This is a genomic window from Stagnimonas aquatica, assembly GCF_003730135.1.
In the GTDB taxonomy this organism is placed as follows: Bacteria; Pseudomonadota; Gammaproteobacteria; order Nevskiales; family Nevskiaceae; genus Stagnimonas; species Stagnimonas aquatica.
Genome location: NZ_RJVO01000008.1, coordinates 59,969 through 81,928 on the forward strand (window position 1 = coordinate 59,969; position 21,960 = coordinate 81,928).

Sequence of the window (21,960 nt, forward strand, 5' to 3'; positions counted from 1 at the left end):
TGCCTGGGGAGCGCCACCGTTGTAATCGGGCGGCAGCCGCTAGATCGGCCGCCGCGGCTCCGTGCCGCCAGAACCCTATAACTGTCTGGAGGAGCCCCGATGACCGTCGCCGAGAAGGAACGCCTGGTTTCCGCAGACTCCCACGTCTATTTCACCAACGACTGGATCAAGCAGCGCCTGCGCCGCGAGCTGCACGCGGTCTGGGACGAGGCGACGGCCAAGGCCGAGGTCTATGCCGCCAAGGTGCTGCGCGGCGGCCAGCCGCAGTTGCATCTGGAAGACTTCGTGGACCCCGAGGCCTCCAACGACCCCGGCTACAAGAACCCCGCCGACAAGCTCAAGGCCATGGACCGCGATGGCGTCGAGGCCGAGGTGATCTTTCCGGAGCTGGGCGGCGCCAAGATCTGCTCGCCGCAATTGATGGGCAATGACTGGAAGGAAGTCTTCAAGGGCTACAACGACAGCATGCGCGACTTTGCCGCGCACAACCCGGACCGCCTGCTCTGCGCCTACCAGTTGCCGCTGATCGACATCGACTTCGCGGTGCGCGAAGTCACCCGCCTGGCGCGCGACAACAAGGCGCGCTGCGTGCAGCTCACGCCGTTCCCGGCCGACCTCGGCCTGCCGGACTACCACGATCCGCGCTACATCCCGCTCTGGAAGACCATTGAGGAGACCGGGCTGACGATCATGAACCACCTCGACCTCAAGGCCGATCTCTGGGACGTGTTCCGCCGCGATCCGACGCCGCAGAAGGGCATCTTCACCGCGCTACCCTGGGCGCCGATGGCCGAGACCCTGTGCTTCTGGATCCTCACCGGCACGCTGGAGAAGTATCCGAAGATGAAGGTGGTGTTCGTCGAGCCGGGCTTGGGATGGATCCCCTGGTTCTTCGAGACTCTGCTCGACCCGCGCATGGATCTGCACTACCAGTTCCCGGGCGTGAAGCAGAAGCCCAGCGACACCTTCCGCCAGCAGTGCGGCGCCACCTTCATGTACGAGCCCAAGGGGCTGAAGACCTTCTACGACTACTTCGGCGCCGACTGCCTGTACTGGTCCACCGACTTCCCGCACCCCGCCACCTGCTGGCCCAACTCGCAGGCGCAGGTGATCAGCCAGTGCGCCGAGGCCGGCATACCCGAGGCCGACCGCCGGAAGATCGTCAGCCAGAACGCGCTGAAAACCTTCGCCCTGTAAGCCAGCCCTTTCCGTCCGCTGTTCCCCGTCCCCTTCAGAGGCGGGGCCTGAAAACCGAACAACGCAACCGTAGCCCCGAGGTGTGAGATGCCCGCTGTCTTCGAAAAACTGAAAGTCCTCGACCTGACCTGGGGCATCGCCGGCCCGATGGCGACCATGCTGCTGGCCGACAACGGCGCCGAGGTCACCAAGATCGAACCGCCCGGCGGCGACCCCTATCGCAACCAGCTCGGCTACCACGTCTGGCAGCGCGGCAAGCGCAGCGCCATCCTCGACCTCAAGAATGCCGAAGACAAAAAGGCCTTCCTGGCCCTGGCGCAGGTCGCCGACGTGCTGGTGGAGTCCTACTCGCCGGGCACCACCACCAAGCTCGGCATCGACTACGCGACGCTCAGCCAGCTCAACCCGCGCCTGGTGTACTGCTCGATCACCGGCTACGGCCGCGAAGGCGAGCTGGCCCAGCGCCCGGCCTACGACGCGCTGGTGCAAGCGCGTACCGGCCTGATGTTCGAGCAGCGCGGCTGGCCGGAAGGCGCGCTCAACCACATCAGCGGTCTGCCCGATCCCTTCCCCGATCTCGAAATCCCGCAGGATCAGGTGCAGGGCGCGCCGCGCGAGGGCCCGCTGTTCGTGGCCTCGCACTGGCCCAGCCTGGGCGCCTTCTTCAACGCCAGCCTGGGCATAGCCGCCGCGCTGCGCGCGCGCGAATTGACCGGCCGTGGCCAGTGGGTGGAGACCTCGCTGCTGGCCGGCGCCCTGGCCGGCGCCGCTGGCGTCTGGCAGCGCGTCGAAAAGCCGGACGCACCCGGCTTTGATACCTGGATCCTCAACAGCAAGTCGTCCAAGGGCCACTTCCAGGCCAAGGACGGCAAGTGGCTGCACAACTGGGTGCCCAACCCGCGCTTCATCCTGCAGGCGGCCGAGGGCGACACCCTCAACGCCACGCCCGACCTCACGGTGCAGAACGACCCCGACCGCTTCGGTACCGGCCCGGAAGAAATTCTGGTGATGTCGCACTACCAGCCGCTGCTCGCCGAGGCGGTCGCCAAGTTCCCGGTCGCCGACTGGGTGCAGGCCGCCGCCACCGCCGAGATGACCATGCAGCCGGTGCGCTCCATCGAGGAGTCGCTGGCCGACAACGCCTTTGTGGAAGACGGCTGCGTCACCGAGGTGCAGGACCCGGAGCTGGGTCGCATCCGCACCGTCGGCAATGCCTTCAACATGAGCAAGACGCAAGGCAAGCCCGGCCACGCGCCGGTCGCTGCCGGCGCCAACACCGCCGAGGTGAAGGCCGAGGCGGCGAAGATACTCGCCGAGGCCAAGGCCGCCACCGCCGCCGCCAATGCCGGGAAGAAGATCAAGTCGCCGCTGGAAGGCGTGGTGGTGCTCGATCTCGGCCTCGCCATCGCCGGCCCCTTCGGCACCCAGTTGCTCAGCGATCTCGGCGCCACGGTCATCAAGATCAACGGCCTGTTTGATCTGTTCTGGCACCGCGTGCACATCGCCTACATGGCCAACCGCGGCAAGAAGTCGATCACGCTCAACCTCAAAGACCCGCGTGCGATGAAGATCCTGCTCGATCTGGTCAAGCAGGCCGACGTGGTGCAGCACAACATGCGCTACGACGCCGCCGAGCGCCTGAAGATCGACTACGAGAGCTTGAAGCAGATCAACCCCACGCTCATTTACGCCCACTCGCGCGGCTTCGAGCGTGGCGTGCGCGCAAGCCTGCCCGGCAACGACCAGACCGGCGCCTGCCTCTCCGGCATCCAGTTCGAGGATGGCGGCATGGCGCGCCCTGGCGCGCACGGCGAAGTCGGCCGGCCGCTGTGGAGCTTCACCAGCTTCGGTGACACCGGCAACGGCTTCCTCTCCGCCACCGCCATCATCAACGCGCTCTACCACCGCGACCGCACTGGCGAAGGCCAGTTTGTGGACACCTCCATCATCAACGCCGCGCTGCTCAACACCAGCTATGCGGTGGCCACGCCCGAGGGCAAGGGCTTTGCCCGCCCGCGCATCGGCGGCGATCAGCTCGGCTACTCCGCCGGCCATCGCCTGTACCAGGCGCAGGACGGCCGCTGGCTGTGCTTCGTGCTGGTCGAGCAGAGCCATTGGGACGAGCTGTTCACCGTGCTGCGCGCGCCCAAGCTCGCGGTCGATCCGCAGTTCGCCACCGCCGAGGCGCGCGCCCAGCACGACACCGCGCTGGCCACGTTCATCGAAGGCCGCATCAAGGCCAAGACCGCCGCCGAATGGTTTGCCGAGTTGGATGCCGCCGGCGTGCCGGTGGAAATTGTCGACGAAGAGTTCTCGCGCCGCCTGCACGACAATCCCGAGTTCCAGAAGCAGGGGCTGGTGGTGTCCTACCCGCACCCGGTGGTCGGCAAGCTAGACCAGATTGGTCTGCTGTTCAGCTTGAGCGACACCCCCGGCGTGATCCAGGGCCGGCCGCTACTGGTGGGCGAGCACACCAAGGAAATTCTCGCCGGTCTCGGCTACAGCGAAGACGAAGTGAAGACCATGGAAGAGCAGATGGCCATCGGCTTCGTCGGCATGCCCCGCATGCCCCCGCGCCCGGCGCCGAGCGCCGCCGGCAAGGAGGCGCCCAAGCAGGGCATGGCGGGAATGTTGGCGCAGGAGTCGGCGAAGAAGTAAGGCGGACTTGCTGCAAGAGAAGCCCTCGCGGCGTGAGCTGCGGGGGCTTTTTTATCTAACATTGTTGAGAGAGGACAGGCAGAGATCTGGAGTTCCCAGTCTTTGCTGGACAGTGGTTAGGACTCCGCCACGTTGGTTGGGGGCACGGCCATGGCCACCGATAGACCCAGCAGCAAGACACGGCAAACGTACCCATTCATTGAGGCCCACGTCGGGGACTTCAGCGTTCAGGTGATGTGTCGGGTGCTCGGCGTGGCTCGGGCTGGCTACTACGCCTGGCTGGCGCATCCGATCTCAGACCGCGCAGAAGAGGACGCTCGGTTTCTTCGTCTTATCCGATCTTCGTTTGTCGCGAGTCATGGCATCTATGGTGCTCCCCGAATCCTGATAGACCTGCGGGAAGCCGGTGAGACCTGCAGCAAGCACCGCGTCGCCCGCTTGATGCGAGTGTGGATTGCGCGCACTGCGCGGCTATCGGACGCGCCATACCCCGGTGACCAAGCCGGCAGTCCTGATCCCCAATGTTTTGCAGCAGCAATTCACCGTCTCCAGGCCGAATGAGGTCTGGGTGACCGATATCACCTACATCCGCACCCGGCAGGGCTGGCTGGACCTTGCCATGGTGATGGATTTCTTCTCACGAAAGATTGTGGGTTGGGCCGCCAAGCCCACCATTCATCGCGAGCTGGTTCCCGAGGCCTCGGAGCGGCTGTGCGGCGTCGACGCCCTCGCCACACGTTGATTCACTCGGATCAGGGCACGCAGTACGGTAGTGACGCGTGGAGGCGGTTCTGCATGACCAACCACCTTCAGCCGAGCATGAGCCGCCGTGGCAACTGCTGGGGCAACGCCGTCGCGGAGTCCTTCTTCAGCAGTTTGAAGAAGGAACGCATCAAGAAGCGCATCTATGCAGATCGGTAATCGGCTGTCGCCGACATCGCCGACTACATCGACGCATTCTAAAACCCGACTCGCCAGCACAGCTAACAGGACGGCATCAGCCCCGATAAATTCGAGGCGCTGCATGCCCACAGTCGATCACGTGTCCACTAAATCCTGGGAACTTCAGATCGACCAAATCAATAAGATGGCTCCTGTCCCTAAAGCTCATGTAAATTCGGACGCATAGGCGTCCCGCCCTGCGGATAAGCGTACTGAGATTTGGGAATAGATATTCAGGCTTCTTGTCGCCTGAAAAAATGAAAGGGGAAATCGATGTTGAAAAATCACAGCACATGGAAAGTACGTGTAGCGATTCTGTTGATGAGCTTTGCCGCACCTGCCGCGTTCTCACAAGGCGGTGGCAACGCTGTGCAGGAGAATTCTAGGATTTTTCAAACTCCGGAAAATCCTGTGCGCTTGCCTCGGGTCTCGGTCACTGCAGTTAGGCCTAGGCCGCCTAATATTCCCGGTGCCATCTCGTTGCTGCCCGGACTTAACAGCGGCATTCCTAGTGGATTCGGCTCTTCGACTGGGTCAACGTTTCGTGAGACCAGCGCTGACGCAGACAAGCAAGGGGCGAGCACCTCATGTGATTCGCCAGCCTCTGATGCGCCCGTTGTGATCGCGACGGGTCGAAAGCTCCTCGTGGAGCGGGATTTCGCGGTCGGCGGCTACGCGCCGTGGGCGTTCAATCGCACCTTCACCACCGACAGCGACTGGCCGGCGATGTTTGGTGGATATTGGCGCTCAAATCTTGACTACTCCCTGGGATTTAAGACACCCAACGGAAGCTGTTCATCGGTCCCCGGGCAGACTCAGAACTGCACGATCGCATTAAGCAACGATCCTCCGAACCAGCCGACCCATCCATTCCCGACCAACAATAACAACAAGGTCTACCTCTACACCCCAGATGGTGCGCGTCGGACCTATTCCTGGGATAGCGTCAACAGCCGCTGGAAAGATGCGAAGCCCAACTCCTTGGCCTGGTTGACCCAGAACGCCAGTAATGGCACCTGGACGCGCCATACCGAAGAGAACGGCACCGAGACCTACAACCTTTACGGACAAGTCACCTCCGTAAAGGACGAAACGGGCTTGGGCTGGACGTTCAGTTATCAAGTGCCGGGATACAAACTGCTTTCTGCCACCCACACCTCGGGTCGCTCAATCCAGTTCACATGGACCAACAACAAGGTCAGCTCGCTCACTGCTCCGGATGGGAACACCTACTCCTACGGCTACGACAACAACGGACGATTGACGACCGCCAGCTATCCGGGCAACCCGGCGGTTACTCGCACGTATCACTACGAGAGTTCGTACACGAACCAAGTTACTGGCATCTCCGTGAACGGGGTCCGCTACAGCAACTACGTCTACGGCACTCTCGGTAAAGTCACCGAAAGTGGTTTGGCGGGTGGCGTTGATCGCTCGACGTTTGCTTATGGCACCGACAGCTCAGGGCATCCCTACACCGATGTCACCAATGCCAGTGGCGCCGTATCCCGATACACCTTCACCGAGGCCTACGGTGAAAGAAAGCTAATCCGCGTGGATCGTTCGGGCATCACCAACTGCCCCAACGCCAGTGCGATTACAACTTATGACACCAATGGCAATCCGAACAGCCAGATCGACTGGAACGGCAACGAAACCACCTCCAGTTACAACGCCAAGGGACAGCTGCAGTGGGAGGTCGCTGGAATCAATCCGGCCAAACCAACTCAGCGCCGAAAGAATGTCTATGACTGGGATGCCATCGAAAATCGAATCAACGCCATTCACGTCTATGGTGTCGATGAAACCAGCCCGCAGTCGGACATCATCTATGCCTACTACGCCGACCCCCATCCGGCCGCCAAGCGGCTCCAGAGTGTCACGGTCCAGAACAAGACTGCATTCGGAGTCCCTAACCAGTCCCAGGTGACGAGCTACACCTACACGCTGCACCCCAACAAGTTGCCCGCCACGATCATCATCGATGGACCGATTGCTGGAACCTCGGATCAGACCACCTATGCGTACAACGCCGCCGGAGACTTGACCTCCGTCGTTAACGGGCTGAATCACACCACCAGCTTGAGTGGGTACAACGGCTTGGGGCTGCCCGGATCGATCACCGATCCGAACGGACTGGTGACCACGCTGACCTATACCGCGCGCGGACAACTGGCGGCAGAACAGACAACGCTCAACGGACAAACCTCCGTCACCAGTTGGAGCTATAGCCCTCTGGGAGACATCGCATCTGTGATTCGGCCCGACGGACAAATCTCAGACTACTACCGAGATGCGACTGGCCGCCTGACCCACTACTTCGAGGTGGTTGGCTCCAACTACTGGGCGGCTTATGAGTACGACAACCTAAGCCGTCAGACGAAGAAGCAAATCATTCGCCGAGTCCAAGTCCCCAACTGTCAGCTGCGCGCGCCGGTACCTATAGACCCCGATCCCGGCAACGATCCGCAGCAAGACCCACGCGCCTCACCGCTGGGCTGCCCGACGACGACGGAAGATATTGTCGTTTTCTCCAGGACCTGGACCTATGACCAAGTTGGCCGGATAACCAGTGAACGCGGCGACAATGGACAAGTAACCCGATACAGCTACGACAACAACAGCAACATCGCGACCGTCAAGGACAGCCTGAATCGGATCACGGCGTATACCTACAACACCCACAATCAGGTCGAGACAGTTACCGATCCCAATAACAAGACAACGACCTACGCCTACGATGGGGCAGGAAATCTCTACACGGTCACTGACCCAAGAAACCAGGTCACCACCTACCGCTATGACGGGCTGGGCAATCGGATCTCCGTCAACAGCCCCGACACCGGTCTGAGTCAGTACACCTACGACGCCGCCGGTCGTCTCACAAGCCATCAACGCAGTGACGGCACTCTGATTTCGTATTCGCTGTACGACGTACTGGATCGCCCTGGATCAATCACTGCCGGCAGCCAATCGCAATCCTTTACCTACGACAGTTGCAGCTATGGCAAGGGGCAGTTGTGTTCCATAACCGATTCAAGCGGCAGTACAAGTTACGGCTACACCACGTCGGGCCAGCTGGCGAGCCAGCTCAGTGTCATTGGCGGCACGAGCTATACGACTAGCTGGACCTATGACGTCAGCGACCGGGTAAAGACGCTCAGCTATCCAGGCGGTAATGTTGTTCAGTACAACTACAGCGACGCGGGCCGGGTATCCTCAATCGCGGTCAGCGGTGGCGTGAGTGCGACGCTGGCAAGCGGCATCACCTACTACCCGCTGGGGCCGATCAGCAATTTCAAGTTCGGCAACAGCACATCGGCTCCAACCCAGCGGGCCTATACCTACGACACGGATTACCGGCTCAAGAAAATCTTCACGTCCGGCCTTCAGAACCTGACCTATGGATACGATGCGGCCAACCAACTGACCAGCATTATCAACGGCCTCAACTCGTCGCTGACACAGACCTACGGCTACGACAGTCTTTCGCGTCTGAACACGGTGACGGCCGGCGTCGGCAATCAGAACTGGACCCACGACGATGATGGCAACCGGCTCAGCCACACTTGGGGTGGCGCCACCGATAGCTACCAGCCAGCCAGCACGAACAATCGTTTGGTCGCGCTCACTGGAACCCGACCACGAAGCTACGGTCACGACAGCCTCGGCAACATCGTGACGGAAAGTGGCTTTAGGGGGAATTACGTCTACGCCTACGACGCACTCAATCGCTTGCAGCAGGTTACTGCTGGCGTCGCAGTCACGACCTACAGCAGCAATGCGATGAACCAGCGCGTCCGGAAAGCCGGACCTAGTGGCAGCTTCAACTATCTATATGCACCAGACGGTAGTCTGCTGGCCGAGACGGCAGCCGGCAGCACCAGCTTGACTACGCAGTACGTCTGGCTCGGGGGACGGCCGGTCGCGATGATTCGCAACAACGTCGTCTACTACACATTTGACGACCACTTGGGCCGGCCGGATACCGTTACGACTGCGGCGGCTTCGCCAACCGTCGTCTGGAGGGCGTCGAACACCGCCTTTGATCGCACGGTGACGACCAATACCTTTGGTGGGCTCAACCTCGGATTTCCTGGTCAGTACTTCGATGCGGAATCCGGGCTCTACTACAACTGGAACCGCTACTACGATGCGGGCATCGGGCGGTATACCCAGTCTGACCCCATAGGGCTGGCAGGTGGGATCAATACTTATGCCTATGTCGGGGGGAGTCCAGTTATGTATGTGGATCCGTACGGCCTATTTTGTATTAGTGATAAAGCTAAGTCTGCAATTTCAGCAGGCGTAGGGGCGACCGCTGGTGCGCTGGCTTCGGGCGCGAACCCAAGACTTGCTTTGGGAGCAGGAATAATTACAGGCGCGCTAGATTACGGGGCGGGGTCTAGAGTCGGCGCCACGGTCGCGGGCGGTGCACTCGGCTTGGCGGCTGGACGCACGAAGGCCGCGATGTATGCGGGAGCCATTGGCGGTTTTCTGTCTGATGCAGGCGGCGCGTATCTCGGCGGCATTACTGGGGGCGCTGTCGGCGCTTTGACATCAACTAAGGGTTCATCAAATCATTTGAGCGCGGTTGGAGCGCCAGTGTTCCGAGGGGCATTCGGCGGCATCGTTGGAGGGGCAGCTCAATCAATAGCTGGTGACGCCATTGATTTTATCAATTCGAAGGCTGGAGGCTGTAATTGTGGACAATAAATTTTCCACAAGTGGTAAGGCAATTATGATTGTGGTTTCGGCAATTGCTTATGGATTTATCGCGCGCTACGTTTTGGATTTGATCATGCAATCGTTTCCAAGTTGCGCCAACTTAATAGATGAGTATGGGCAATTCCTCGTGGGCTTGTTGGCGCTGTATTTATTTATATTTCCTCTATTCAAGCTTTATGAAAGCGGAAAACAAAAATAAGCGTGCGTCAGGAAAAGGGGGGCGGAGTAAATAAATTGGGCCAAATTCTGAGCTGCAGCCGGCATTCGGCCGGACATTCGGTTGCTGATGGGGGCGGGGCGAGGATGAGACGTGCTACCCCAACGCCCCCATCGTGCTTCGCAAGAGCAGCGCATTTGCCGTCACCAACACCTTCCTAGGCGCGCGATAGCCGCTCAGCAGCCAATGCGCGGCGGACTGGGTGACGCCGCCGATCAGGGCCATGGCGATGTAGTGGGCTTCGTCGCTGGAGGCGGGCCAGCGCGGCAGTAGGCGCTGGGCGACCGAGATCAGCAGTTCTGTGAACTGCTCAATGCGCCGGGTGTAGAGCGCGTCGATGCGCGGGCTCACGCCCAGCACTTCCAGCCAGCAGACGCGGGCGACGCGGGCGTTTTCAAACGCCTTGAAGAAGGTATCGAGCCCGGCGGTGACGATCTGCTCGGTGTCGCCGGAGGGCAGGGCGGCGGCGAGCGCGGCCATCACCTCGGCCTGGATCTGGTCCATGGACTCGGTGTAGATCGCCGCCAGCAGTTCTTCGGTGTCGCTGAAGTTCTTGTAGAAGTAGCGGTCGATCAGGCCGGCCTGCTTGCACAAGAGGCGCACGGTGGTGGCGCGGTAGCCGATGCTGCCGAACAGGGTGAGACCGGCGTCCAGAAACTGCCGGCGCTGGCGCGCCAGCCGGTCGGTGGCGGTTTCGCCGCCGTAGGTGCGGCCGGGCTCGATGGGTTCCGGGGATGTCGGCATGTCGCTATTTGACGACAAGCGTCATCAGAAATAAAGTGATGTCCGTCGTCATCACATTGAAGGCCCTTCAGGGCTCATCGAGGAGCAGCGCACATGCAGGCGTATCAGGTCGTCATCATCGGCAGCGGTTTCGGCGGGCAGTGCGCCGCCATTCGCTTGCAGGAGCAGGGCATCAGCGACTTCCGCATCCTGGAACGCCGCGACTTCATGGGCGGCACCTGGTGCCAGAACAGCTATCCCGGCGCGGCGGTGGACGTGCAGTCGCCGCTGTATTCGATCTCCAGCGAGCCCTACCAGTGGTCGCAGATGTTCGTCGAGCAGGACGAGTTGCAGCGCTACACCAACATGGTGATCGACAAGCACGGCCTGCGTGACAAGACCACGCTCAACGCCAACGTGCGGCAGGTGCGCTGGGACGAGGAGCGCAAGCGCTGGATCGTCGAGACCGAGGCGGCGGGGACCTTCGAGGCGCAGATCCTCATCAACGCCTCGGGCCCCTTGAGCACGCCGGTGATCCCCAACTTTCCCGGCCGCGACTCCTTCCAGGGCAAGAGCTTCCACACCAATGCCTGGGACCACAGCTACGACCTGCGCGGCAAGCGCGTGGCGATCATCGGCAGCGGCGCCAGCGCGGCGCAGGTGATCCCGGCGATCGCCGGCGAGGTGGCCTCGCTGCATGTGTTCCAGCGCAGCCCGCATTGGGTGCTGCCGCGCCCGGACCGTCGTTTCAGCGGCTTCGAGCGCTGGCTGCTGGGCTTCAAGTCGCTGCACAAGCTGCTGCGCTGGGGCATCTACTGGGGGCTGGAGACCCGGGTGATCGGCTTCAAGTACTCCAAGACCATGCTCAACGTGGTTGCCGAGCGGGTGGCGCGCAAGCATCTGGCGACCCAGGTGCCGGACCCGGTGCTGCGCAAGAAGCTCACGCCGGATTTCACCATCGGCTGCAAGCGCATCATTCTCTCCAGCACGCTCTACCCGGCGCTCAGCCGCGCCAACGTCAAGCTGCACGACAAGGAGGACGGCATCGCCGAGATCAACGCCGGCGGCATCCGCACCGCGCAGGGTGAGCAGGTGGATGTCGATCTCATCATCTGGTCCACCGGCTACGACGCCACCGACGGCGTGATCTCCTACCCGGTGCTCGGCAAGGGCGGGCAGTCGCTGGCCAAGGTCTGGGAGGAATTCCCGCGCGCCTACCTGGGCACGGCCATCCCCGGCTTTCCCAACTTCTTCGTGGTCACCGGCCCCAACACCGGCATCGGCCACACCTCGGCGATCTTCATCATCGAGTCGCAGATGAACTACATCCTCGACAGCCTCAAGCGCCTGAAGCAGTCGGGCAAGCAGTCCATCGAGGTCCGCCCCGAGGCGGAGGCCGAGTACACCCGCATGATCCACTCGGAGATGGAGAAAACGGTGTGGAAGGCCGGCGGCTGCCGGAGCTGGTATCAGAGCAAGAGCGGCCATGTGATCGCCATGTTCCCGGGCTTCAGCTTCACCTACCGCTGGCTGGCAGCGCACTTCAAGCCCAAGCACCATCGCTTCGCCTGAGGCCCGACCCCATGAACAACTTCCGCGACAAGACCGTCGTCATCACCGGCGCCGGCTCCGGCATGGGCCGCGCCTACGCCTTGGAATTCGCCAAGCTCGGCGCGCGCCTGGCGCTCAACGACTACGACGCCGCCGCGCTGGCAGAGACCCGCGCCCTGCTCAAGGATGTGCCGGACCTGCGGGTGCTGCTCGGTGCCTTCGATGTCTCCGACCGCGCGGCGATGGAGCACTTCGCTGCCGAAGTGCAGACCACGCTCGGCAACGCCCATGTGGTCATCAACAACGCTGGCATCGAGGGCTCCGGCCGGCCGATGTGGGCGACGCCGCTTGCCACCTTCGAGCGGGTGATGCGCATCAACTTCTATGGCGTGCTGCACGGCAGTCAGGTGTTTCTGCCGCAGTTGCTCGCCAACGGCGAGGGCGCGCTGGTGAACGTCTCCAGTGTGTTCGGCCTGATCGGCACGCCGAGCAATAGCGACTACTGCGCCAGCAAGTTCGCGGTGCGCGGCTTCACCGAGGCGCTGATGGTGGAATTGCAGGGCAGCCCGATCAGCGTGCATCTGGTGCACCCGGGCGGCATCAACACCAACATCACCCGCGCCGAGCACACCCAGGCGTTCAAGAAGAAGTACCTCTCGACGCCGCCGGAAGAGATCGTCCGCCATGTCATCCAGGGCATCCGCCGCCGCCAGCCGCGCATCGTCTACGGCAAGGACTCGTTCAAGATCTGGCTGGGCTCCAAGCTGCTGCCGCTGCGCTGGCTCAATCCCATCGTCTGGCACGACATGGGCGGGGTGCTGGATGCCCGCGACTATCCCGCCAGCCGCGCGCTGAACTCCACCGACCGCTCACAGGGCTGAACCCACCGATGAAGCGCACACTTTTGCTGATCGCCGCCGGCCTCGCGGCCGTGGCGGCCATTGCCATTGCCGTCACCTATCCCGCTCTCGGCCACTGGGTCTACCGCGATGGCGGCCAGTTGGAGGCGCGTCTCTCGGGCTTCCACCGCGAGCAGATCGCCGCCGGCGACGTGACCTTCAGCGTCTATCGCGGCGGCACCCATCCGGGGCGCGAGACCATCGTGCTGCTGCACGGTTACAGCGCCGACAAGCAGGTCTGGGTGCGCTTCGCCAAGCACCTGCTCGACCGCTACGAGGTGATCGTCCCCGACCTCGCCGGCCACGGCGACACCGGCTTCGTACACGGCCTCGACTACAGCGCGCCGGCGCAGGCGCGGCGGGTGGCGGCGATGCTCGACAGCCTGCACATCGAGCGCGCGCACCTCGCCGGCAACTCGATGGGCGGCTTCATCACCGCCCACTTCGCGCTGGCCTACCCGCAGCGCACGCTGAGTGCGGGGCTGATCGACCCGGCTGGCGTCAGCTCGCCGGAGCCCAGCGACATGGGCAAGCTGCTGGCCACCGGCCGCAATCCCTTCGAGGTGCACTCGCGCGCCGAGTTCGACGCCTTCTACGCCATGACCATGGCGCAGCCGCCCTGGCTGCCGGGCTTCGTGCTGGCGGCGATGGCCGAGAGCTACCAGCAACGGCGGCCGGCGCTCACCGAAATCTTCCAGGGCTTCCACAACCGCGATGCGCTGGACGGCCGCCTGGCCGAGATTCCGGCGCCGACTCTGGTGCTCTGGGGCGACCAGGACCGTCTGATCCACGTCAGCGCCGCCCGCGTCTGGGCCGCCGGCCTGCCGAAGGCGACGCTGGTGATCCGCGAGGGCATCGGTCACATGCCGATGGTCGAGCAGCCGGCGGAAACCGCCGCGATCTACCGCGACTTTCTCGCCAGCCTGACTCCCTGAGGGCGCCACCATGAAGAGCTACAAGAACAAGGTCGCGATCGTCACCGGCGGTGGCGGCAACGGCATCGGCCACCATCTGGTGCTGGCGCTGGCGCAGCAGGGCGCCAAGGTCGCCTTCTGCGACATCGCCAAGCTGGAGACCACCGAGCAGCCCTTGCAGGCGCTGGGTGCCGACTACCTGAGCGCGACGGTGAACATGGCCGACAAGCGCGCCATCGACGCCTTCGTCGAGCAGGTGCTGGCTCGCTACGGGCACATCGACCTGCTCATCAACAACGCCGGCATTGCGCTGGGCGATCTCACCTTCGGCGAAGTCAGCGAAGCCGACTTCGAAAAGATCACCGCGATCAACTACTGGGGCGTGATCCACACCACCCAACGCTGCTATCCGCATCTGCTGGCGCGGCCGGAGGCGGCGGTGGTCAATCTGTCCAGCTCGCAGGGCATCCTGGCCTTGCCCTATCTGGTGCCCTACTGCACCACCAAGTTCGCGGTGCGCGGCTTCACCGACGCCTTGCGCGCCGAGCACCGTCTGCGCGGCATCGGCAAGCTCACGTTCCACACCGTGCATCCGGGCGCGGTGGCCACCAACATCACCCTCAACGCCGACTATCACAACAGCGGCACCGAGCGGTTCCACCGCATGTTGCAGCGGGGCACGCCGCCGGCGAAGGCGGCGCAGATCATCCTGCGTGGCGTGCAGCGCAACACCGGCCGCATCTTCATCAGCGATGGCCGCGCGCAGGACATCCTGGCGCGGCTGCTGCCCAACGCCTACCTGGGCGTGGTGCGCTGGCTGATGCGGGCGCGCAAGATCGCGGTGCGCTGAGTCAGCGGGCGCGCACCGCCAGCACGCCGTCGCCGTTCAGCTCGGTGCTGAAGCCGGCTTTCTGCAGGCGGCTGGCGACTTCGCGCGGCACGTCGCGGCGGCTGGTGAGCTTGTTCGGCGTGCCGGTGTAGTGGAATAGCCGTGCGCGCGGCTTCAGGACCCGTGCCAACTGGTTGTAGAAGGCCTGCGAGTACAGCTCGCCGGCAATGCCGAAGCGCGGCGGGTCGTGCAGGGCGGCGTCCATCGAGCCGCTCGGCAGTTCGGCGATCCGCTGGGCGACATCGCCCTCGCTGAGTTGCAGCGCGGCCTCGCCCTGGCCGTCCTCGGCATGCTCCGGCGACCAGGGGTTGAGCCGGCGCAGCCAGATCACGTCGGGGTTTTTCTCGAACGACTGCACCTGTAGTGCGCCGCCGCCGAGGCAGTGGGCGGCGAAGTAGCCGAGCCCGCCGCAGGTGTCGAGCACGCGCTTGCCGCGCGGTTCGATCAGGCCGACCTTGCGCTCGGCATCGGCGTAGGGCGAGACCTGCGCGGTGGGCAGCATCTTGATGCCGTCGATCTCGAAGGTGGGTGGCCCCCAGGCAGTGGGCACCAGCTTGATCAGCCCGCCGCCGCCGAAGCGCGCCACCGGCTGAAAGTCCTCACCGGTCCAGTAGTAGACGGTGCGCTCCTTGCAGACCCCGGGGTAGGGATAGCTCTGGCCTTGCCACTGCCAGTACTCAGCGGCCAGCAGGGCCTCGCCGCGCGAACGGCCGAGATCCAGCGAGACCTCGGCACCCGCGAGGCCGGCGGCGCGCGCGGCCAGCAGGGCCTGGTGGGTTTCCAGGGTCAGCAGCGGGCCGGTGTATTTGCGCACGGTGGAGGCGATGGGGGAGCGAGGGGCGCGAGGCTATCATTCGGGCCGGCCATCGCGCCGCCCTAATGCCCCTTGCCCAAACTTCCGGACCCATGAGCGACTTTCCCAGCGACATCTACACCGAGCCGCGCGACATCGACGTTGACACCCTGCGCAACCTGGGCCCGCTCACCGGGCTGGCTGGCGTCTGGGAAGGCATCCGTGGTCTCGATGTGAAGCCCAAGGCTGAGGGGCCGAAGAAGCAGACCTACGTCGAGCGAATCGAGCTGCAACCCATCGACCCGCAGACCAATGGCCCGCAGCTGCTCTACGGCCTGCGCTACCACACCCATGTGGTGAAGCCAGGCCAGGTGAAGACCTATCACGACCAGGTCGGCTACTGGCTGTGGGAGCCGGCCACCGGCACCATCATCCACACCCTCAGCATTCCGCGCGGGCAGATCGCCATGGCCAGTGGCCGCGCCAGCGCCGACGCCAAGAGCTTCGAGGTGGTCGCCCGGGCCGACGACCTCTGCTTCGGCATCCGCTCGGCGCCGTTTCTCGAACACGCCTTCCGCACCACCGAGTTCCGCATTCAGGTCAGCGTCAACGACGACGGCACCTGGTCTTACGACGAAGACACCGTGCTGATGATCCGTGGCCAGAGCGAGCCGTTTCACCACACCGACCGCAACATCCTGAGCAAGCTCGCCGAGCCGACGCCCAACCCGCTGGCGCGCGGCTAGGCAGGCACTGCCGCAGACCTGTCATGTCGGACCCCGGGCTGCCGCCGCTGAGCCGCCAGCACGACCGCCGGCTGCGGCAGATGTACCGCTCGGCCGGCTGGCCCTGCCAGGACACGGTGGAGATCGAACTGCTCGCCGCCGGTCTGCTGGAGCGGCGGCTGGAGCCCAGCGGCAGGGAGTACCTGCGGGTCACCGATCTGGGCATCGCCCGCCTGGCGCAGGCGCTGGACCGCAACCGCGCCGCGCTCGACGCCCACGAGGCGCTGGTGCTGCGGGTGGCCGAGGAGGCGCAGCGCGCCGGCCGCATCGCCTATCGCGGCCTGGGCCTGCTGGCCAAGCCCGGCGAGCGCTGGCTGCAACTGCGGCCGGATGTCTATTCGATCCGCAACACCAGCGTCGAGGACTATCTCGAACCGGTGGTGCACGAGATCAAGGTGCGGCGCGCCGATCTGCTTTCCGACCTCAAGAAGCCGGACAAGCGTGCCGGCTATCTGGCCCTGGCGGGGGAGTGCTACTACGTCTTGCAGCAGGGCATCGCCGAGCCGGAAGAGATTCCGCCGGAATGCGGGGTGATGATCGCCAGCGCCAGCCGCATCGAGGTCGCGCGGCTGGCGCCGAAGCGGCCGATGAAGCCGGGCTTCGCCACCTGGATGGTGCTGGCCAAGGCAGCGCCCTGCCGGCAGCCGCTTGAGCCGGAGCCGCGCCTGTGAGCGAGGTGGCGTCTTCGCCCCTGCGTGACTTCGTCGAGCGGCATCCGCGCCTGCTGGTGCTCACCGGCGCCGGCTGCAGCACCGGCTCCGGCATCCCCGACTACCGCGACCGCGAGGGCCAGTGGAAGCGCGCCGAGCCGCTGCGCTACCAGGCCTTCGTCGGCGACGCGCTGGCGCGCCAGCGCTATTGGGCGCGCAGCCTGATCGGCTGGCCGCGCCTGAAGGCGGCGCAACCCAACGGCGCGCACCGCGCGCTGGCCGAGCTGGAGCGGCGCGGCGGGCTGAGTCTGCTGCTGACCCAGAACGTCGATGGCCTGCACCAGGCGGCCGGCAGCCAGCGGGTGCTCGACCTGCACGGCCGCATCGACGCGGTGCGCTGCCTGGCCTGCACGCACCGCCAGTCGCGCCAGCAATTGCAGGCCGAGCTGCTGGCGCTGAATCCCGACTGGGCGGCACTCGATGCCGCCACCGCGCCGGATGGCGACGCCGACCTCGACGGCCTGGATTTTTCCAGCTTCCGGGTGCCGCCCTGTCCCGACTGCGGCGCCCTGCTGAAGCCGTACGTGGTGTTCTTCGGCGAGAACCTGCCCGTTGCGCGCGTCGAGGCCGCGCTGCGGGCGCTGGCGGCGGCCGATGCCCTGCTGGTACTCGGCTCCTCGCTGATGGTGTACTCCGGCTACCGCTATGCGCAGGCGGCGGCCGAGCAGGGCAAGCCGATCGCTGCGGTCAACCTCGGGCTCACCCGCGCCGATCCGCTGCTGAGCCTGAAGCTGGAAGCCGACTGCGCCGACGCGCTGTCCTGGCTGCTGCCCGGCGGCTAGTCGCTCAGGCGCTGACCGACAGCGCCACCTGGCTGCCGGCGCCGCTGTCGTCCTGCACGCCCAGGTACTGGGCGATGAGCTTGACCAGCCGGCCCAGGTCGGAGTCGCTGACCCCGGGCTGGTTCGCCTCCGGGCTCTGGCGGGTGTTGCCACTAAGCTCGCCGCCGCTCTGGCTCTGCTGGAAGGCCATGGCTTCCTGGAAGCTCACCTTGCCGTCCTCGTTGGTGTCGGCTTCGTCGAAGGAGGCGGCCAGGGCGCTCAGGGCGCTGGCCTGGCTGCTGCCGGCGGGCGCGTCGGCGGCCATCGTGCTGAGTTGTTCCTGGCTCAGGCCCTCGTCGTCGGGCCGCCCGCCCGGCGGCGGTGGCGGCGGCCCACCGGCCGGTCCACCGAGCTGGCTGCGCATCCGATCCTCGCCCAGTTGCGCGCTGACTTTCTCCAGCGCGCTGCTCAGTTCGTCCTTGCTGACCTTGCCGTCGCTGTCGCTGTCCAGGGCCTTGAACAGCGTCTGCGCCTCGCTGTCGCCGCCGGTTTCGGCGCTGGTGCTGGCGCCCAGCACCTTCTCCAGGTCGGTGTCGGAGAGATAGCCCTGGTTGTTGGTGTCGAGCTTGGCGAACAGCGCGTCGGCGAGATTGACCTTGGGGTGGGTGGCGGTCCACGACGAGGCGGTGGAGCCGATGGCGGCGATGCTCATGGTGCGGGGTCTCCTGGGGCGATGGGCTTGCCGATGCCGGGCATCGGTCGCCCCCGAAGCTAGTGAGCCGCGCCCCTCGCCGCCGGGTCTTTTACAAGCGCTTAACCCGACTCCGGGCCGGCGGTAGTCCGAAAGCGATCAAACGGCAAAACCCGCTGCCGCCGATGCCCCGGCGCCCGAAGGCCTACACTGTGCAACCCAATGATCGGAGTCCCCGTGGCCAAGCCCAATTACCAGTTCGACAAGCGGCAGCGGGAGCTGAAGAAGAACAAGCAGCAGGAAGAAAAGCGCCTGAAGAAGCTGGCGCGCAACGAGGCGGCGGAAGCCTCGGCGATCAAGCCGGAACCATCGGCCTGAGCAGGGGCCTGGATCGCCGCAGGGAAACCAAGAAGTAGGCGGCCAAGAAGGCCAAGAAGCAGGCGCTTGCGCGTCTGACTTGGCTCTGGCTGGCCCAGCGGTCCGCGACCCGCTGGCGGTCGGTGGGCGGCAATGACCGGCGCATAGCCAAGGGGGGGCGAAGGGCCTGCCGGCTGCCCTCGCGGCGCGCATCGGGGCTTTCCCCGCGTGCCGCCGTCATGGCGGGAAGTCCGACTCACCCGTTTGTGGCAGGCAGTTGTCGCCGGCCGCCCGCTACCGTGCTGTCCTGGCGCCCAAGACGCAGGGCGCGACGGTTTTTTGCATTCACTCCAGGACTCTATGAGCACTCCGACCGAAGGTGCCCCGGCGGCCCCTGCCGCGCCCAAGCCGATCCGTATCGCCCCCATCGTCACCCCCGACGCCAAGACCTTCTGGGAGGCCTGCGACCGCGAGGAATTCATCGGCCAGAAATGCGGCGACTGTGGCCAGTTCGTGTTCCCGCCCCGGCCGATGTGCCCGCACTGCCACAGCCTCAACCGGCAGGAAGTGAAGCTCGCCGGCACCGGCAAGGTGGTGTCCTGGACCATCCCGCGCCACCCGCCACCGTTCGGCTTTCGCGAGGCGCCCATCGTCGCGGTGATCGAGCTGGCCGAAGGCATCCGCATGGTGTCGAACGTCGTCGGCATCAAGCCCGAAGACGTGAAGATGGACATGGAAGTCGAGGTGCTGTTCGAAGACACCATGAACAAGCACAAGGTCCACGTCTTCAAACCGCGCACCTAAGCTTTTGTCCCCTCTCCCCTAGTGGGAGAGGGCTAGGGAGAGGGGGGGCTTTGGCTTCGAAGCGCGCCACGGCGCCTTCGGCACCGCACCCCTCTCCCCAACCCCTCTCCCACAAGGGGAGAGGGGCTCAAGAAAATCAGGAATCGAGAGGAGTCTTTATGTCCCGCACCTTCACCGAAGCCGCCATAGCCGGCATCGGCGCCACCGAGTTCTCCAAGGAGTCCGGCCGCAGCGAGCTGCAGCTCGCCGCCGAGTGCGCCAAGTCCGCCTGCGAGGACGCCGGCATCGACCCGCGCGACATCGACGGCATGATCACCTTCACCATCGACAACAGTGACGAGATCGGTCTCGCCCGCTGCCTCGGGGTGAAGGACTTGGCCTACACCACGCGCATCCCGGGTGGCGGCGCGGCGGCGGCGGCGACCATCGCCCAGGCGATGGCGGTGGTCAACGCCGGCCTGTGCAAGAACGTGCTGATCTGGCGCGCGATGAACGAGCGCAGCCAGTATCGCTTCGGCCAGAACCCCACCAACATGCAGGGCTACACCGGCGGCCACGGCACCGGCTCGCTGCTCTGGTGCATCCCCTTCGGCGCGATGACGCCGGCGAGCTGGGGCGCCTTGCAGGCGGCGCGCTACATGCACACCTACGGCATCACCAACGCCGACCTCGCGCACGTCTCGGTGCTGGAGCGCAAGTACGCGGCGACCAATCCCAAGGCCTGGTTCTACGGCAAGCCGATCACCGTCGAGGACCACCAGAACTCCAAGTGGATCCAGGAGCCCTGGCTGCGCCTGCTCGACTGCTGCCAGGAGAGCGACGGTGGCGTGGCGATTCTGGTCACCTCGCTGGAGCGTGCGAAGGACCTGAAGCAGAAGCCGGTGAAGATCACCGGCGCCTGTCAGTCGATCCCCTACAACGTGGAAGTCATCAGCAACTTCTACCACGAGGACCTCACGGTGATGCCGGAAGCGCAGGGCACCGCCAAGCGCCTGTGGGCGCAGACCGGCCTGGGCCCCAAGGACATGCAGGCGGCGATGCTCTACGAAGCCTTCACCCCGCACCTCCTGATGCAGCTCGAAGCCTTCGGCTTCTGTGGCAAGGGCGAGGCGGCGAAGTTCGTCAGGAGCGGCGCGCTGGAGCTGGACGGCATCATCCCCACCAACACCCACGGTGGCCTGCTCGGCGAGGCCTACATCCACGGCATGAACAGCATGGCCGAGGGTGTCCGCCAGGTGCGCGGCACCTCGGTGAATCAGGTGACCAGGCGCAAGGTCGAGAACGTGCTGGTGTCTTCCGGCATGGCCGGCGCGGTGTTGTCGGCGGTCTGATGACGGGCTCGCTGATGCGGCGGCTGACCACCACGGTCGAGCTGCCGGGCGAGGCGCCGCTGAGCATCGCCGCCGAGGTCTTTGCTCCGGACCAACTCACGCAGCCGCCGGTGGCGCTGGTCTGCCTGCCCGGTGGCGGCATGTCGCGTCGCTACTACGACCTGCGGTCTTCGGACGGCGATGAGAGCTTTTCCTTTGCCCGCCAAATGGCCGGGCGTGGCTACCTCGTCGTCACCCTCGACCACGCCGGCATCGGCGACAGCGACAAACCCGCCGACAGCTACGCGCTGACGCCGGAGCGGGTGATGCAGGCCAATGCCGAGGCCACCGCCCTGGTGCTGGAGCAGTTGCGCAGTGGCGCGCTGCTGCCGCAGTTCGGGCCGCTGCCGGCGCTGCGCAGCGTCGGCGTCGGGCATTCGATGGGCGCGATGTTCACGGTCTTGCAGCAGGCTGCCCACGCGCAGCACGCCGGCATCGTGGTGCTGGGTTTCTCCACCCGTGGGCTGCCGGAGTACGTCAGCCCGCGCGTGAAGGAGCTGGCCGCCGAATCGGTCGCTGCCGTGCGTGCCGAGGTGGTGCCTTTGGCGCGCAAGATGTTCGTCAGCGACTACCCGGAGATCAAGGGCTCGCCGACTTCCAACAGCATCTTTGCCGGCGCCAGCGCCGATCCGCGCGGGGTGGAGGCGATCAAGGCGGCGCGCGCGCCGCTGCTGCCGGTGCCGGCGTTCTTCTCGATGATCCCCGGCAACATCGCGCCGGAAGCGGCGCAGGTCTCCGTGCCGGTCTTCCTCGGCATCGGTGAGCGCGACATGGTGGGCGCGCCGCAGCAGGTGCCGGCCGCGTTCGCCGGCAGTCAGGACCTGACCCTGTACATCCAGCCCCAGGCCGGGCACAGCCACTTCCTGTTCGCCTCGCGGCGGGCCCTGTACCGGCGGCTCGACGCCTGGGTACGCACGGTGCTGGCCCATTTGGACGAGGTTTGAGCCCGGGCGGCTCTGCCACAATCGCCG

17 protein-coding genes and 1 pseudogene are annotated in these 21,960 nt (G+C 64.9%); 15 read left to right on the forward strand and 3 right to left on the reverse strand.

Features of this window, described 5'->3' with window-relative positions; genetic code table 11:
- Positions 1-99 precede the first annotated feature (99 nt).
- From ED208_RS14740 to ED208_RS17165, 4 genes and pseudogenes are all read left to right on the forward strand, one after another.
- A complete protein-coding gene (locus ED208_RS14740; protein ID WP_123212687.1) occupies positions 100-1,197 on the forward strand; it encodes an amidohydrolase family protein in 1,098 nt (365 codons plus the stop codon).
- Positions 1,198-1,284: 87 nt separating this feature from the next.
- Positions 1,285-3,855 carry a CaiB/BaiF CoA transferase family protein gene (locus ED208_RS14745; RefSeq protein WP_123212688.1) on the forward strand — a complete coding sequence of 857 codons (2,571 nt, stop codon included), beginning with the start codon at positions 1,285-1,287 and terminating at the stop codon, positions 3,853-3,855.
- Positions 3,856-4,035: 180 nt separating this feature from the next.
- Positions 4,036-4,815: pseudogene (locus ED208_RS17870) on the forward strand (IS3 family transposase); the annotation flags it as partial.
- 255 nt (positions 4,816-5,070) lie between these two features.
- A complete protein-coding gene (locus tag ED208_RS17165) occupies positions 5,071-9,513 on the forward strand; it encodes an RHS repeat-associated core domain-containing protein (protein WP_148044770.1) in 4,443 nt (1,480 codons plus the stop codon).
- 325 nt (positions 9,514-9,838) lie between these two features.
- Here the strand turns inward: ED208_RS17165 and ED208_RS14770 are convergent, their stop codons facing one another.
- Positions 9,839-10,486: a TetR/AcrR family transcriptional regulator gene (locus ED208_RS14770; protein ID WP_123212689.1), complete on the reverse strand. Its 648-nt coding sequence runs from the start codon at positions 10,484-10,486 to the stop codon at positions 9,839-9,841.
- Between the two features lie 93 nt (positions 10,487-10,579).
- Between ED208_RS14770 and ED208_RS14775 the strand changes: the two genes are divergently transcribed.
- The 4 genes from ED208_RS14775 to ED208_RS14790 are packed head-to-tail and all read left to right on the forward strand — an operon-like array spanning position 10,580 to position 14,679.
- On the forward strand, positions 10,580-12,037 hold the full coding sequence (locus ED208_RS14775) for a flavin-containing monooxygenase (protein WP_123212690.1): 1,458 nt from the start codon (positions 10,580-10,582) through the stop codon (positions 12,035-12,037).
- Between the two features lie 11 nt (positions 12,038-12,048).
- Positions 12,049-12,897, forward strand: a complete 849-nt coding sequence (locus ED208_RS14780) for an SDR family NAD(P)-dependent oxidoreductase (RefSeq protein ID WP_123212691.1) — start codon at positions 12,049-12,051, stop codon at positions 12,895-12,897.
- Positions 12,898-12,905: 8 nt separating this feature from the next.
- Positions 12,906-13,850, forward strand: coding sequence for an alpha/beta fold hydrolase (locus tag ED208_RS14785; protein ID WP_123212692.1), 945 nt, complete (start codon positions 12,906-12,908; stop codon positions 13,848-13,850).
- A 10-nt stretch (positions 13,851-13,860) separates the two neighbouring features.
- The gene (locus ED208_RS14790; RefSeq protein WP_123212693.1) at positions 13,861-14,679 is read left to right on the forward strand and encodes an SDR family NAD(P)-dependent oxidoreductase; all 819 of its coding nucleotides are present in this window, start codon (positions 13,861-13,863) and stop codon (positions 14,677-14,679) included.
- Position 14,680: 1 nt separating this feature from the next.
- Here ED208_RS14790 and ED208_RS14795 read toward each other — a convergent pair whose 3' ends face one another.
- Positions 14,681-15,532: a class I SAM-dependent methyltransferase gene (locus tag ED208_RS14795; RefSeq protein WP_123212694.1), complete on the reverse strand. Its 852-nt coding sequence runs from the start codon at positions 15,530-15,532 to the stop codon at positions 14,681-14,683.
- A 92-nt stretch (positions 15,533-15,624) separates the two neighbouring features.
- On the opposite strand from ED208_RS14795, the gene ED208_RS14800 reads away from it, so the two are divergent.
- The 3 genes from ED208_RS14800 to ED208_RS14810 are packed head-to-tail and all read left to right on the forward strand — an operon-like array spanning position 15,625 to position 17,788.
- Positions 15,625-16,257, forward strand: a complete 633-nt coding sequence (locus ED208_RS14800) for an FABP family protein (RefSeq protein WP_123212695.1) — start codon at positions 15,625-15,627, stop codon at positions 16,255-16,257.
- A gap of 23 nt (positions 16,258-16,280) precedes the next feature.
- Positions 16,281-16,967, forward strand: coding sequence for a hypothetical protein (locus ED208_RS14805; RefSeq protein ID WP_123212696.1), 687 nt, complete (start codon positions 16,281-16,283; stop codon positions 16,965-16,967).
- Positions 16,964-17,788 (forward strand): NAD-dependent protein deacetylase, encoded by an 825-nt coding sequence (locus ED208_RS14810; RefSeq protein WP_233575088.1) that lies wholly within the window; start codon positions 16,964-16,966, stop codon positions 17,786-17,788. The genes ED208_RS14805 and ED208_RS14810 overlap by 4 nt, the downstream gene beginning before the upstream one ends.
- A gap of 4 nt (positions 17,789-17,792) precedes the next feature.
- Here the strand turns inward: ED208_RS14810 and ED208_RS14815 are convergent, their stop codons facing one another.
- On the reverse strand, positions 17,793-18,479 hold the full coding sequence (locus tag ED208_RS14815) for an EF-hand domain-containing protein (RefSeq protein ID WP_123212697.1): 687 nt from the start codon (positions 18,477-18,479) through the stop codon (positions 17,793-17,795).
- 216 nt (positions 18,480-18,695) lie between these two features.
- On the opposite strand from ED208_RS14815, the gene ED208_RS17490 reads away from it, so the two are divergent.
- The 4 genes from ED208_RS17490 to ED208_RS14830 all read left to right on the forward strand — a co-directional run bounded on the left by ED208_RS17490 (position 18,696) and on the right by ED208_RS14830 (position 21,933).
- Entirely contained in the window at positions 18,696-18,836 is a 141-nt protein-coding gene (locus ED208_RS17490; protein ID WP_199720636.1) for a hypothetical protein, read from the forward strand.
- A 339-nt stretch (positions 18,837-19,175) separates the two neighbouring features.
- A complete protein-coding gene (locus tag ED208_RS14820; protein WP_123212698.1) occupies positions 19,176-19,619 on the forward strand; it encodes a Zn-ribbon domain-containing OB-fold protein in 444 nt (147 codons plus the stop codon).
- Between the two features lie 158 nt (positions 19,620-19,777).
- Positions 19,778-20,950 (forward strand): thiolase C-terminal domain-containing protein, encoded by a 1,173-nt coding sequence (locus ED208_RS14825; protein ID WP_123212699.1) that lies wholly within the window; start codon positions 19,778-19,780, stop codon positions 20,948-20,950.
- Entirely contained in the window at positions 20,950-21,933 is a 984-nt protein-coding gene (locus ED208_RS14830) for an alpha/beta hydrolase (RefSeq protein WP_123212700.1), read from the forward strand. Before ED208_RS14825 ends, ED208_RS14830 begins: the two co-directional genes overlap by 1 nt.
- The last annotated feature ends 27 nt before the right edge of the window (positions 21,934-21,960 follow it).

Excerpts from the sequence above, each read along its gene's own strand:
- ED208_RS14740 (WP_123212687.1), top strand. The coding sequence starts at position 100 with ATGACCGTCGCCGAGAAGGAACGCCTGGTTTCCGCAGACTCCCACGTC.
- ED208_RS14815 (WP_123212697.1), bottom strand. The coding sequence starts at position 18,479 with ATGAGCATCGCCGCCATCGGCTCCACCGCCTCGTCGTGGACCGCCACC.
- ED208_RS14820 (WP_123212698.1), top strand. The coding sequence starts at position 19,176 with ATGAGCACTCCGACCGAAGGTGCCCCGGCGGCCCCTGCCGCGCCCAAG.
- ED208_RS14785 (WP_123212692.1), top strand. The coding sequence starts at position 12,906 with ATGAAGCGCACACTTTTGCTGATCGCCGCCGGCCTCGCGGCCGTGGCG.
- ED208_RS14825 (WP_123212699.1), top strand. The coding sequence starts at position 19,778 with ATGTCCCGCACCTTCACCGAAGCCGCCATAGCCGGCATCGGCGCCACC.
- ED208_RS14800 (WP_123212695.1), top strand. The coding sequence starts at position 15,625 with ATGAGCGACTTTCCCAGCGACATCTACACCGAGCCGCGCGACATCGAC.
- ED208_RS14775 (WP_123212690.1), top strand. The coding sequence starts at position 10,580 with ATGCAGGCGTATCAGGTCGTCATCATCGGCAGCGGTTTCGGCGGGCAG.
- ED208_RS14780 (WP_123212691.1), top strand. The coding sequence starts at position 12,049 with ATGAACAACTTCCGCGACAAGACCGTCGTCATCACCGGCGCCGGCTCC.
- ED208_RS14770 (WP_123212689.1), bottom strand. The coding sequence starts at position 10,486 with ATGCCGACATCCCCGGAACCCATCGAGCCCGGCCGCACCTACGGCGGC.
- ED208_RS14745 (WP_123212688.1), top strand. The coding sequence starts at position 1,285 with ATGCCCGCTGTCTTCGAAAAACTGAAAGTCCTCGACCTGACCTGGGGC.
- ED208_RS14790 (WP_123212693.1), top strand. The coding sequence starts at position 13,861 with ATGAAGAGCTACAAGAACAAGGTCGCGATCGTCACCGGCGGTGGCGGC.
- ED208_RS17165 (WP_148044770.1), top strand. The coding sequence starts at position 5,071 with ATGTTGAAAAATCACAGCACATGGAAAGTACGTGTAGCGATTCTGTTG.
- ED208_RS14805 (WP_123212696.1), top strand. The coding sequence starts at position 16,281 with ATGTCGGACCCCGGGCTGCCGCCGCTGAGCCGCCAGCACGACCGCCGG.
- ED208_RS14830 (WP_123212700.1), top strand. The coding sequence starts at position 20,950 with ATGACGGGCTCGCTGATGCGGCGGCTGACCACCACGGTCGAGCTGCCG.